The sequence below is a fragment of the Micromonospora sp. NPDC047707 genome (genome assembly GCF_040704235.1).
GTDB lineage: Bacteria > Actinomycetota > Actinomycetes > Mycobacteriales > Micromonosporaceae > Micromonospora.
On record NZ_JBEYSU010000014.1, the window covers coordinates 110,552 to 122,602 of the forward strand.

The window sequence follows — 12,051 nt, forward strand, 5'->3', positions numbered from 1 at the left end:
ATAGGCCTCCCCGACCGACGGCACCCCGCACCGCCGCCGCCCCGGCACGGCACCGGCACTCGCCGAAACCGGCCCTGCCGGCGGACGGTGGGGCGGAGAATCGCGGCATGACCCGGCCCTGGCGGCGAGAGCGCCGCCGTGCCCTGCTGGCCTGCCTGCTCCTGCTGGTGGCGTACTTCGTCGTGCCGGTGGAGCCCGACCCGGACCGGGCCCGGCTGCTGGTCCGCAGCACGATCACCGGGGTGCTGGTGGCGTCGATCGCCTGGCTGGTCACCCGGCAGGTGCGCCGGCAGCTTCGCGTCGACGAGAGTGCGGCCGGCCGGGAGGTGCCGTCGCTGCTGAAGCTCGCCGTCGCCCTGGTGGCCGGCATTCTCGCCTTCGCGCTGGCGGACTTCGTCATCGCCCGCAGTCTTCCCGGCCAGTTCGCCAACCTGGAGACCCGGATCGACGCGCTCTACTTCGCCCTCACCACCCTCACCACCATCGGCTACGGGGACGTGTACCCGCACGGACAGCTCGCTCGCGCGGCGGTCTGCGCGCAGATGGTCTTCAGCATCGGAGTGATCGCCACCGGGGTGTCGATCGTGGTCCGGAGGCTGGTCCCGGGCACGTCCCCGCCCGCCCCGTCGGCGCTGACGCCGGCCGTTCCACCGGAACCGGGGCCGGCGGGTTCCCGGCCGAGCGGGCCGCAGGCGGGGCCGGAGGATGGGCCGCAGGATGGGCCGGAACCGGGGCCGGGTGGTTCCCGGCCGAACGGGCCGCAGGATGGGGCGAGTCCGGGAGAGCCCGGCGCTACGGCTGCGGGCCCGCGGCGATGACGGCGTCCCCGCCGAGCCGGCCGTGCTCCGGGTCGCGGGTCACGGCGCCGGAGTGCAGCAGCCCGGTCAGCGCCCGTTGCACGTCCGCGGCCCGGTAGACGGTGCCGGTCAGCGCGTGCCGACGCAGTTCGGTGACGGTACGCGGGCCGGAGCGGTCCAGTTCGGCGAGCAACTCCCGGCGCAGCGGTCCCGGCTCGGGGTCGAGCGCGATGTCCAGCAGCCGCCCGGCGGGGTCGGCGGGGTCGCGGTAGCGCACGCCGGCGTACTCGTCGACCGCCCACAGCAGGTCCTTGAACGCCTCGAGGCTGCGGTCGTACCCGGTGCCGAAGGCCAGCCGCCGCGCCGGCGACCCGTCCCCCGGCACCAGGTCGACCTCGGCCACCAGCGGGAACCCGGCGTCGCGGAGCGCCGGCCGGACGGACGCGTCCGGCGCGGCCTCGGTGACGACGAGCACCTCGGCGGAGCGGCCGGCGGCGGCCGCCAGCACCGCCCGGTCGGTCGCGCCCGGACCGTCCAGGTACGACAGCAGCGGCGCACCGGCGGCGCCGGCCGCCTTGAGCGCGACGGGCAGCCGGGCCGGCCCGCCCGGCACCAGGTGGACGGCGACCTCGGCCGGCAGCGCCGCCTCGACGGGACCGAGCCGGGCCGGCAGTTCCTCGGTGGCGTCGGCGAGCACCAGCACGGTGAGCTGCCGTCCGCGCAGCCGGTCGGCGTACTCGGCGACCACGCCGAGCACCGCCTCCGCCGACGCGGTCGCGGACCCGCCGTCTCCGTACGCGAGCGCGACGACAGCGCGCCGCCCCCGCCCCGACACCCGGGGCACCCACACCTCGGCGTGCCGGACGAGCACCTCCCGCAGCACCTCGTTCATCACGCCCTGGTTTCTACCCCACTTCGGGCGATCATGGAGTCGTGGTGGGTGACAAACCGGTGCGCCGAAGGTCTCACCTCGCCGCGGGGACGCTGATGCCGATGCCGCCGCGGGTCTGGCCGCCGTAGCGGCGGCGCTCGGCGTCGAGGTCGAGGCGGCCGATCCGCTTGCGGGCCGACAGGGCGGCGTCGTCCAGCAGGTCGGCGGGCACCAGCCAGACGACCTCGAACTCCAGCCCGTCCGGGTCCTGCCCGTAGAGGCTCTTCGTGGTGCCGTGGTCGGAGCTGCCGACCAGCGCCCCGGCGGCGGCGAGCCGCTGCGCGGTGGCGGCGAGGTCGTCGAGGGTGTCGACCTCCCACGCGAGGTGGTAGAGGCCGACGGTGCTCCGGCCGGCGCCCGCGCCGACCTCGAACAGGCCGAGGTCGTGGTCGTTGGTGGAGTCGGGCGCCTGGAGGAACGCAGCGCCCCGGAAGCCGTCCGGGGTCATCGGCACCCGGCGGAAGCCCAGCACCTCGGCGTAGAAGGCGACGCTGCGCTCCAGGTCGCTGACGTAGAGGACGGCGTGGTTGAGGCGGTGGATTCCCATGTCCCCGACGGTAGCGCCGCACGCGTACCACGAGATCCTGGTGGACTAACTCCGGGAAACCTGACCGGCGCGGGACTTGTACTTACCGTCGCCGGATGAGCACGATGGGGCGTGCCCTCCGGCTTCGGTGACCTGACTGACCACGCGCACCACCTGGTGTCGACCGGCGACCTCGCCGGCGCCCAGCGGCTGCTCGCCGACGCGCTGGCCGACGCCGATCCCCGCCCCGCCAACGCCACGCCCGAGCTGGCCGAGGCCGCGAGCCTCCAGGCGCGGGTGCTGGTGGCCCTCGGTGACCCGCACGCCGCCCGGGGTTGGGCCGCGTACGCGTACGCGGCGACCACCCGGCTGTACGGCCGCTCCGACGAGCGCACGGTGGCCGCCGCCGCGACCCTCGCCGCGGTGCTGCACCGGGTCGGCAGCTGGTCCCGCGCGGCCCGGCTCTACCAGGAGGTCATCATCGAGCTGACCGCCCTGGACGGTCCCGAGTCGCTGCGCGTCCTCGCCGCGCACGCCGACCTGGCCACCGTGGAGTACGCGCGCGGCCAGTGCCAGGTGGCCCGCGACCGGCTCGCCGACGCGTGGGAACTGCACCGCGAGGTGTACGGCGACGGCCACCCCAGCGGCATCAAGATGCTGGCCCGGCTCGGCGCGATGCACCGCGACTGCGGCCTGTTCACCGAGGCGCACGACAACCTCGCGCTGGCCGAGGAGCTGTGCCGGCAGCACCTGGCGCCGGACGACCCGCTCGCCGCGCAGGTGGCCGCGCTGGCCCGGGCGGCCGCCAACCCGGACCACGTCTGCGCCGACACGGCACCGGTCGGGCGGGACACCCCGATCGTGCCCACCGCCCGGACGCCCCCGCCCGGCGACGAGGCGCACCACGTCCCCGACCACCCGTCGCAGCCCGGCTACCGCCCCGCCACCCCGTACGCCCCGACCGCGCGGGACCCGGACGGGCCCGACCCGGACGAGCACCCGGCGACCGGTTACCCGCCGCCGCCCACGGTGCCCACACCCCGCCAGCCGCTCGACGGTACGGCCCGGCCGGCGGCACCGGACCCGCCCGCCGACGAGGCCTGGCGACGGCCGCCCGACCACGGCGGCACCGGCCCCCAGGTGGCCCCGGATCCCGACGACCGCCCGCACGACGCCGACGACCGGTGGCCGCCCGAGCACGACCTCGGCGACGGCTGGCCGCCCGACGCCCGCACCGACGCGCCCTGGCGACCGGACGCGCCGGACGCGCCGCACACCGATCCCTGGCGGCCGCCGGCCGAGGAACGGGCCGCGGCCGTGCCCCCGCCCGTGCTGCCCCTCGCCGGTGGTGAGGAGGCCGCCGGGGTCCACCGCGTCCGGGACCACGCCACGCCCGAGGAGGGGGCGTACCAGCCGTCCCGGCTGCTGCCCGTGCCGGTGCACCACGCCGCCGCGCCGGCGGCCAACCGGCTGCTCCCGCTCGTGGTCGGCGGCGTGGCGGTGGTGCTGCTCGGGACGGCCGCGGTGATCGCCGGGGTGGCGCGGTTCGACGGTGCGCCGCCGCCGGTCGCCACCGGCACGGCGGGACGCGCGACGGACACACCCGCTCCGGCGACGTCGAGCCCGACTCCCCCGGCGGCCGCCACGCCGGGCACCCCGCCGAGCGAGGTGACCCTGCGGGACAACCGCGACAACGTGGCGCTGCGCTGGACGTACCCGGCCGGCGGCGAGGGACCGGTCGTCATCTCGGGCGGCCGGGCCGGGCAGCCGCAGACCGCCTTCGCGAACCTGCCCGCCGGCACCACCGACTTCGTCGTGTACGGCCTCAACCGCGGCACCGACTACTGCTTCACGGTGGCGGTGGTCTGGTCGACCGAGACGATCGGCCGGTCGAAGGAGGTCTGCACCGACCGGAGCTGACCGTCAGGTCGGGTCGGGCTCCGCGGTCAGTGCCGGCAGCAGCACCCGTACCCGCAGCCCGGGCGGCGGCTCCGCGTCGCCCAGGTCGACCTGCCCGCCGGCCCGCCGGACCAGCTCGCGCACGATGGCCAGGCCCAGCCCGGCGCCGCCCGCGTCCCGGTCGCGCGCCGGGTCCAGTCGGGTGAACCGGCCGAAGACCCGCTCCCGGTCCGCGGCCGGGATGCCGGGCCCGTCGTCGGTCACCGTCACCCGGTGGTACGCGGACCCGTCCGGCGCGGCGGCGAGCACCACCCGGGTACGGGCGTGCCGGACGGCGTTGTCGACGAGGTTGGTCAGCACCCGGCGCAGCTCGTCCGGGTCGCCGACCGTCCACAGCGGCTCCGGCGGCGGCACCACCTCGACCGGCCGGGCGAGCTGGCGGCCGGCCACCTCGGTGAGCAGCGCGCCCAGCTCGACCGGCCCGGTGGCCCGCGCCGGCGGGGCCTCGTCGAGCCGGGCGAGCAGGAGCAGGTCGTCCACGAGCCGGCCGAGCCGCTCGGTGTCGGCGAGGAGTTCCGCCGACACCGCGGGCCAGTCGGTCCGGTCCCCCAGCCGCTGCGCGACCTCCAGCTCGGTGCGGATGTTGGTGAGCGGGCTGCGCAGCTCGTGCGCGGCGTCGGCGACGAACGCGCGCTGCCGGTCCCGGCCGGCGCGCAGCCGGTCCAGCATGTCGTTGAGCGTGACCGCGAGCCGGTGGATCTCGTCCTGCGAGCCCGGTACGGGCAGCCGCCCGGCCCCGTTCCGGCCGGTAATCTCCTCGGCGCCCCGCCGCAGCGCCTCCACCGGCCGCAGGGTGGCGCCCACCACCCGCCACGCCACGGCGGCGAGCACCGCCACCAGCAGCGGGAAGCTGACCAGCAGGATGGTCCGGACGACGTGGGTGCTCTGCCGCACGTCCACCAGCGACCGGGCGACCAGGACGGTGAGCGGGTCGGCGTCGGTGCCGGCCGGGACGGCCACCACCCGGACCGGCCCGACGAGCCCCATCCGCTCCCCCGCCACGGTGATCCCCTGCCGGGCGTGCCGGTCGACCCGCTCCGGCCGGACCATCGGCACCAACCGGTCGGCGTCGATCGAGGCGGCGCGGACCCGCCCCTGCGCGTCGACCACCTGCACCCGGACCTGGCCGCCGGCGACCGGCAGCGGGTCGGGCAGCGCGTCCTCGGCGGCCAGCAGCGCGACCGCGTCGGCGGTCCGGAGCGCCTCCGTGTCGACGTTGCGGTGCAGCGCCCAGGTGAGCACCGCGAGCAGCACCAGGCCGCCGACCGCGAGGCCCACCGACACCCCGAGCACCCCGATCGCCATCAGCCGGCCGCGCAGGCCGAGGGCGGCCCAGAGCCGGCCGCGCCGTGGGAGCGTCCGGGTTAGGAGGGGGCCCTTCCTATACCGGAGGCGATAGGAAGGGGCCCTTCCTTCGCCGCTCATGTGGTGAGGCGGTAGCCGGCGCCGCGGACCGTCTCCAGGCGCTCGCGGCCGAGCTTGCGGCGCAGGTAGCCGACGTAGACCTCCACGGCGTTCGGGGCGGTGTCCACGCCGGCGTCCCACACGTGGTCCAGCAGTTCGGTCTTGGAGACGACCAGGCCGGGGCGGCGCATCAGGTAGTCCAGGAGCGCGAACTCCCGGGCGGTCAGGGCCACCTCGGCACCGTCCCGCGTCACCCGCCGGCGCGCCGGATCCAGCCGCAGGTCGCCCACCGTGAGGACGGTGGGCCGCTCGGGCGCGCCACGCCGCAGCAGCGCGCGCAGCCGGGCCAGCAGCACCACGTACGAGAAGGGTTTGGTCAGGTAGTCGTCGGCGCCGCAGTCCAGGCCGTCGGCCTGGTCGTACTCGCCGTCCTTGGCCGACAGCATGAGCACCGGCAGCCACCGCCGCTCGGCCCGCAGGCGGCGGACCACCTCGTACCCGGAGAGGCCGGGCAGCATCACGTCGAGGACCATCGCGTCGTACTCGCCGTGCCGGGCCGCCTCCAGGCCGGCCGGGCCGGTCGCCGCCACGTCGACGACGAAACCCTCCGCCTGGAGGCCGCGTTGCAGGGCGGACGCCAACCGGGCCTCGTCCTCCACCACCAGCAGCCGCACGGGTCAAGGGTGCCACCCCGGCGCCCGTACCCGATCGGGTGTCCTCAGCGCCCTCACAGGGTGGTGCGGGCAGGATGGTCGGCAGGAGGTGCCACACATGTCCGTCCTGACAAGCCGTCCCGCCCTGCGCTGGCTGGTCCCGGTGACCGCCGTCGTGACCGTCGTCGGTGGGGGCGCCGCGCTCGGCCGCTTCGCCGCCCAGGCCGAGCCGAGCCTGCCGCCCCGGACCGCCGCCCAGCTCCTCGTTGACCTGCAGACCGCCCGCCACGACGGCTTCTCCGGCACCGTCGTGCAGCGTGCCGACCTGGGCCTGCCGGCGATCGCCGGGCTGGCCGCCGGGGACGGCCCGGCCGACCTGCTGACCGGGACCCACACCCTGCGGGTGTGGCACTCGGGGCCGGACAAGCAGCGGGTCGCGCTCGTCGACACGCTCGGCGAGCGGGACATCATCCGTAACGGACGCGACGTGTGGACGTGGAACAGCCGCACCAACACGGCCACCCACCGCACGCTTCCCGCGGAGAAGGACGCCGACGCCCCGCCGGAGCTGCCGGACACGCCGCAGGAGGCGGCCGACGCCGCCCTCGCCGCCGTCGACCCGACCACCGAGGTGAGCGTGGGGCGGGCCGCCACGGTGGCCGGGCGGGACGCGTACGAGCTGGTGCTCGCGCCGCGCGACGCCGCCTCGCTGGTGCACCAGGTACGGATCGCCATCGACGCGACCGAGCACCTGCCGCTGCGGTTCGAGGTGTTCGCCGAGGGCGGTGACCGCCCGGCGTTCGAGGTGGCGTTCGCCCAGATCGACTACGCCCGGCCGGACGACGACCAGTTCCGGTTCAACCCGCGGCCCGGCGTGAAGGTCACCGAGGAGGGCGCCGACCGGGCCCGCCCGGCCCGGCCGGGGAAGCCGGCCGGCGACGAGCGGCCGGACGTGCGCACCGTCGGGGAGGGCTGGACCACGGTGGTGGTCGCCAAGGTCGACGGCGCGTCGCGCTCCGCCGACGCCGGGGATGCCCCCGACCTGGACGCGCTGTCCGGGCAGTTGCCCGCGGTCCGGGGCGACTGGGGCAGCGGCCGGCTGTTCCGCAGCCACCTGGTGAGCGCGCTGCTGACCGACGACGGCCGTCTGATCGCCGGCGCGGTGACGCCGGAGCGGCTGTACGAGGTGGCTCGCGGCTGACGGTTCCACGGCCGACCGGGGGCCCGCGCGTGCCGCGGGCCCCCGGTCGTGTCCGGCGTCAACGCTCGCCGACGAGGGCGTGCCGGCGCGCCCAGGCGGTGATCGCCGCGGCGATCGCCTCGGGTCGGTCCTCGGGCGCGTGGTGCCCGGCCGGCCCGCAGTGGCGGATGTCGAGGGCGGCGATGTTCGCCGCGCACCAGGCGGCCACGGCTTCGGTGACGAGCAGGGTGGGTGAGGAGTCGAAGGTGAGCAGCAGCTTGGGGACCCGGTCGCTGCCCGCCAGCCACCGCCCGTACCGCTGGACCCGTTCGGTGACGTCGGCCGGCTGTCCGTCCAGCGGCAGCGAGCGGGCCCACTCCAGCAGCGGCCGGCGGCTCTCCCGGGTCGGGTACGGCGCCCGGTAGATCCGCAGGTCCTCCTCGCTCACCGGGGTCAGCACCCCGCCGGTGAAGGCGGACTCCAGGAACACGTTCCGGTCGAGGACCAGGTCCTCACCCTGCGGCCCGCGCATGGCCTCGGCGCGGGACCGGGGTCCGTCGCCCAGGTCGGCCCAGGACATCGGCCGCACGATGGTCTCCAGGAAGGCCACGCCGCGGACCCGCTCGGGGTGGCGGGCCGCCCAGTCGAAGGCGAGCGCTCCACCCCAGTCGTGGCCGACGAGGACGACCTCCCGCAGGTCCAGCGCGTCGACCCAGGCGTCCAGGTAGCGGGCGTGGTCGGCGAACCGGTAGGGCAGATCCGGCTTGCCGGAGCGACCCATGCCGATGAGGTCGGGGGCGAGCAGGCGGGCGGGGAGGTCGACGGCGGGCAGGACGTTGCGCCAGAGGTGGGACGATCCGGGGTTGCCGTGCAGGAAGACGATCGGAGTCCCGCTGCCCCGCTCCTCGTGGTACATCGTCGATCCGCTCACCTGGGTCACCGGCATGGCGCGCCTCCGATTCGTTGGTGACACTAACGTTAGCCTCACCAACGAACCTAGATCGTTGGTGTCACCAACACAAGCGGTATCCTTCCGCCATGAGTGACAGCCCGGCGGGGGCGGCCGGCCGCCCCGAGGCACCGGCGCGGCTACGGAACCTGCGCACCCGGTTGCTGTCCCTGGCCGCGATGCGGACGGATCGCCGGGTCAACGAGGAGCTCGCCCGGGTCGGCGCCCGCAAGTGGCACTACGCGGTGCTCGCCACGCTGGCCGAGTTCGGTCCGGCCAGCCAGGCCGAGCTGAGCGGCCGGACCGGCATCCACCGCAGCGACGTGGTGGCGGTCGTCAACGAGCTCACCGACCGCGGCGAGGTGGAACGCGCGCCCAACCCCGCCGACCGCCGCCAGAACGTGATCACCCTCACCGCGCCCGGCCGGCGGCGGCTCCTGGAGCTGGACGACCTCCTCGCCCAGGTCGACGACGAGGTCCTGGCACCGCTGACACCGCGGCAACGCGAGCAGCTCGGTCACCTGCTCGCCACTCTGCTGGACCGCTCCGGCGCGACGATGTGAGCGAGGCCGGCGCGGAACGGCCCGCCGATGCGCGGGACGTGGTCCGGCGGGGCGTCGCCCGGTATCCTGACCAGTTCAGGCAACAAAAAAGAACGGCTCGCAGGCCGTTCCGGCGACCATCTTAACGAACTGGGAGACGGCTTGTCAAGGCACTCCGGCAATTCCGGTGACCTGCCCACGGACGACGAGATCGGCCGCGAGCAGGAGTACGTCTCGATGCTCTACCGCCGGCTGGACGGGCTGCGCGAACAGGCGTCCCGGCGGCTGGCCGAGGAACTGCGGAACACCGGCGGCACCCTCCAGGCCCGCTCCCAGCGCGACAGCGCGGTGGGAATGTACGCCGAACAGGTGGAGCAGTTCTCCGCGGTGGAGAACGGCCTCTGTTTCGGCCGGCTTGACACCGACGACGGCGGGCCGCACTACATCGGCCGGATCGGCATCTTCGACACCAGCGGCGACTACGACCCGCTGCTCATCGACTGGCGGGCGCCGGCAGCCCGCGCCTTCTACCTGGCCACCGCCGCCAACCCGCAGGGCGTCCGCCGCCGGCGGCACCTGCGGACCCGGCAGCGCAAGGTGATCGCGCTCAACGACGAGGTGCTGGACCTGGCCACCGCCTCCCCCACCGCCCACGAGGAGGTGACCGGCGAGGCGGCGCTGCTCGCCGCGCTCAACGCCGGCCGTACCGGCCGGATGCGCGACATCGTGGAGACCATCCAGGCCGAGCAGGACCGGATCATCCGCGCCGACCTGCCGGGCGTGCTGGTGGTGCAGGGCGGGCCCGGCACCGGCAAGACGGCGGTGGCGCTGCACCGGGCGGCGTACCTGCTCTACACCCACCGGCGGGAGCTCTCGACCCGCGGCGTGCTGCTGGTCGGGCCCAACGCCACCTTCCTGCGCTACATCTCCCAGGTGCTGCCCGCCCTGGCCGAGACCGGAGTGCTGCTGCGTACCCAGGCCGACCTCTTTCCCGGGGTCAGCGCGCGGCGTACCGAGTCGGCGGAGGCGGCGGCGCTGAAGGGCCGCGAGGTGATGGTCGACGTGCTGACCGCCGCCGTGCGCGACCGGCAGTGGGTGCCCGACGAGCCCCTGGAGATCGAGCAGCCGCAGCGGGAGATCCTCGTGCTCGCCCCGGAGACCGTCCGTGCGGCCCGGGACCGGGCCCGCCGCTCCGGCCGCCCGCACAACCTGGCCCGGGCACTGTTCGACGTCGAGATCGTGCACGCGCTCGCCGGGCAGGTGGCCGAGCGCATCGGCGCCGACCCGCTGGGCGGCGAGAACCTGCTCGACGAGGCCGACGTGGCCGAGATCCGCCGCGAGCTCCGCGAGGACCCGGAGGTCCGCGCGACGCTGGACCGGCTCTGGCCGGTGCTGACCCCGCAGCGGCTCCTCGCCGACCTGTACGCCGACCCGGGCCGCATCGCCGTCGCGGCGCCGATGCTCACCGACGCCGAGCGGGCCCTGCTGCACCGCGAGCCGGGCGGCTGGACGCCGGCGGACGTGCCGCTGCTGGACGAGGCGGCGGAACTGCTCGGCGAGGACGACCGCGCCGCCGAGGCGCGCCGGGAACGCATCCGGTCCCTCCAGCGGGAGTACGCGGAGGGCGTCCTCGAGATCGCCCGGGGCTCCCGGTCCATCGACGTCGAGGACGAGGCCGACGGCGGCGAGATCCTCGGCGTGACCGACCTGATCGACGCCGACCGCCTGCTGGAACGGCAGGAGGAGGCCGAGCGCCTGACCACCGCCCAGCGGGCCGCGGCCGACCGGAGCTGGGCGTTCGGCCACGTCATCGTCGACGAGGCGCAGGAGCTCTCGCCGATGGCGTGGCGCCTGCTGATGCGCCGCTGCCCGAGCCGGTCCATGACGATCGTCGGGGACGTGGCGCAGACCGGCGCGCTCGCCGGCACCGCGTCGTGGGCCGACGCGCTGGAGCCGTACGTGGCGCAGCGCTGGCGGCTGGAGGAGCTCACCGTCAGCTACCGCACCCCGGCCGAGATCATGGCCGTCGCGGCCGGGGTGCTCGCCGAGATCGACCCGGCGCTGCGCCCCCCGCGCTCCGTACGCGCCACCGGTGTGGCGCCGTGGGACCGTGCCGTGGCGGCGGACCGGCTGACGACGGAACTGGTGGCGGCAGCCGCCCGGGAGGCCGCCGGGCTGGCCGACGGCCGGCTCGGGGTGATCGTGCCCGCCGGCCGGATCGACGACCTGGGCGCCGCGCTCACCGCCGCGCTGCCCGAGGCGGCCGTCGGCGAGCACCCCGAGTTGGAGAGCCGCGTCGTCGTGCTGAGCGTCGCCCAGGCCAAGGGCCTGGAGTTCGACTCCGTCCTGCTGGTCGACCCGGACCGGATCGTTGCGGAGTCCCCGCGCGGCCGGAACGACCTGTACGTGGCCCTCACCCGCGCCACCCAACGCCTCGGCATCCTCCGGCAGGGCACCTCCGCCGGACCTCAGGAGGCCGGCTGAGCAACGGCGACCACCGACCGCACGGCTTCGACGTAGTCGTGGAAGAGCTGCGTCCGTCGCCCCGACTCCCTCGCCGACCGGGTCAGGTCCCCGTTGGGGAAGAACGACGTGCGCAGGGCGTGGGAGAGCTCCAACTGCACGCCCGCTCCGCGCCGGTTCCTGTTGCAGATGTTGCCCGGGTAGCTGCCGGAGATCTCGCTCGAGGCCGCCACGACGTTGAACCCCTTGTCGGTCAACGCCGCCGAGAGGTCACCGGCGAGGTCGGCGTCCAGCCCACCGAGGGCGGTTTCGGGCTCGCCGGCCGTGCCGGTGTAGCCGTGGATGGAGATGGTCCGGTCCGCTGCCGCGAGCAGGGCGAGACACTGCGGCTCGTCGAACTTCGTGGCGGTGATGTGCAGATCGGAGTTGCCGCTGGACTTGATGCCGGCGAACACGTACGTGTCCATCAGACCGTCGCCGACGGCCAGCGCGAGTTCTCCGCTGCCGGCCTCGATGCCGCCACCGTGGATCGCGATGGACGCCCACGACGTGGTGGGCCCGCCGATCGCCGTCCGGGTGTAGTCGACGCCCTCGTCCTCCCCAGCAGCCAGCTGTGCGTAGTTGGCGTACACGTCGCCCACGACGAC

At 75.6% G+C, this 12,051-nt stretch carries 11 protein-coding genes; 5 read left to right on the top strand and 6 right to left on the bottom strand.

The window, feature by feature from the left end; all coding sequences use genetic code 11:
* Window positions 1-107 precede the first annotated feature (107 nt).
* A complete protein-coding gene (locus AB0873_RS17710; protein WP_366600779.1) occupies window positions 108-818 on the top strand; it encodes an ion channel in 711 nt (236 codons plus the stop codon).
* Here the strand turns inward: AB0873_RS17710 and AB0873_RS17715 are convergent.
* Window positions 793-1,689, bottom strand: coding sequence for a hypothetical protein (locus tag AB0873_RS17715; protein ID WP_366600816.1), 897 nt, complete (start codon window positions 1,687-1,689; stop codon window positions 793-795). The genes AB0873_RS17710 and AB0873_RS17715 overlap by 26 nt on opposite strands.
* A gap of 73 nt (window positions 1,690-1,762) precedes the next feature.
* A complete protein-coding gene (locus AB0873_RS17720) occupies window positions 1,763-2,275 on the bottom strand; it encodes a VOC family protein (protein WP_366600780.1) in 513 nt (170 codons plus the stop codon).
* Window positions 2,276-2,386: 111 nt separating this feature from the next.
* On the opposite strand from AB0873_RS17720, the gene AB0873_RS17725 reads away from it, so the two are divergent.
* Window positions 2,387-4,174: a tetratricopeptide repeat protein gene (locus AB0873_RS17725; protein WP_366600781.1), complete on the top strand. Its 1,788-nt coding sequence runs from the start codon at window positions 2,387-2,389 to the stop codon at window positions 4,172-4,174.
* 3 nt (window positions 4,175-4,177) lie between these two features.
* Here AB0873_RS17725 and AB0873_RS17730 read toward each other — a convergent pair whose 3' ends face one another.
* Together AB0873_RS17730 and AB0873_RS17735 are read right to left on the bottom strand one after the other, a co-directional pair.
* Entirely contained in the window at window positions 4,178-5,518 is a 1,341-nt protein-coding gene (locus AB0873_RS17730; protein ID WP_366600782.1) for a HAMP domain-containing sensor histidine kinase, read from the bottom strand.
* Between the two features lie 116 nt (window positions 5,519-5,634).
* Complete coding sequence (locus AB0873_RS17735) at window positions 5,635-6,291, bottom strand: response regulator transcription factor (protein WP_366600783.1); 657 nt, start codon at window positions 6,289-6,291, stop codon at window positions 5,635-5,637.
* 97 nt (window positions 6,292-6,388) lie between these two features.
* Here AB0873_RS17735 and AB0873_RS17740 point away from each other — a divergent pair, with 97 nt between their 5' ends.
* Window positions 6,389-7,471, top strand: coding sequence for a sigma-E factor regulatory protein RseB domain-containing protein (locus AB0873_RS17740; protein ID WP_366600784.1), 1,083 nt, complete (start codon window positions 6,389-6,391; stop codon window positions 7,469-7,471).
* A 58-nt stretch (window positions 7,472-7,529) separates the two neighbouring features.
* Here the strand turns inward: AB0873_RS17740 and AB0873_RS17745 are convergent, their stop codons facing one another.
* Entirely contained in the window at window positions 7,530-8,396 is an 867-nt protein-coding gene (locus AB0873_RS17745) for a haloalkane dehalogenase (protein WP_366600785.1), read from the bottom strand.
* A 92-nt stretch (window positions 8,397-8,488) separates the two neighbouring features.
* Here AB0873_RS17745 and AB0873_RS17750 point away from each other — a divergent pair, with 92 nt between their 5' ends.
* Together AB0873_RS17750 and AB0873_RS17755 are read left to right on the top strand one after the other, a co-directional pair.
* Window positions 8,489-8,962, top strand: coding sequence for a MarR family winged helix-turn-helix transcriptional regulator (locus AB0873_RS17750; protein ID WP_366600786.1), 474 nt, complete (start codon window positions 8,489-8,491; stop codon window positions 8,960-8,962).
* Window positions 8,963-9,178: 216 nt separating this feature from the next.
* Window positions 9,179-11,425, top strand: coding sequence for an AAA family ATPase (locus tag AB0873_RS17755; protein ID WP_366600817.1), 2,247 nt, complete (start codon window positions 9,179-9,181; stop codon window positions 11,423-11,425).
* On the opposite strand, the gene AB0873_RS17760 is transcribed toward AB0873_RS17755, so the two are convergent.
* Window positions 11,410-12,045, bottom strand: a complete 636-nt coding sequence (locus AB0873_RS17760) for a poly-gamma-glutamate hydrolase family protein (protein ID WP_366600787.1) — start codon at window positions 12,043-12,045, stop codon at window positions 11,410-11,412. The two genes, AB0873_RS17755 and AB0873_RS17760, sit on opposite strands and share 16 nt — an antisense overlap.
* Window positions 12,046-12,051: the final 6 nt, after the last annotated feature.

Bases quoted from the DNA above. Each gene is read 5' to 3' on its own strand.
- AB0873_RS17710 (WP_366600779.1), top strand. From the start codon at position 108: ATGACCCGGCCCTGGCGGCGAGAGCGCCGCCGTGCCCTGCTGGCCTGC.
- AB0873_RS17715 (WP_366600816.1), bottom strand. From the start codon at position 1,689: ATGAACGAGGTGCTGCGGGAGGTGCTCGTCCGGCACGCCGAGGTGTGG.
- AB0873_RS17720 (WP_366600780.1), bottom strand. From the start codon at position 2,275: ATGGGAATCCACCGCCTCAACCACGCCGTCCTCTACGTCAGCGACCTG.
- AB0873_RS17730 (WP_366600782.1), bottom strand. From the start codon at position 5,518: ATGGCGATCGGGGTGCTCGGGGTGTCGGTGGGCCTCGCGGTCGGCGGC.
- AB0873_RS17740 (WP_366600784.1), top strand. From the start codon at position 6,389: ATGTCCGTCCTGACAAGCCGTCCCGCCCTGCGCTGGCTGGTCCCGGTG.
- AB0873_RS17745 (WP_366600785.1), bottom strand. From the start codon at position 8,396: ATGCCGGTGACCCAGGTGAGCGGATCGACGATGTACCACGAGGAGCGG.
- AB0873_RS17750 (WP_366600786.1), top strand. From the start codon at position 8,489: ATGAGTGACAGCCCGGCGGGGGCGGCCGGCCGCCCCGAGGCACCGGCG.
- AB0873_RS17755 (WP_366600817.1), top strand. From the start codon at position 9,179: ATGCTCTACCGCCGGCTGGACGGGCTGCGCGAACAGGCGTCCCGGCGG.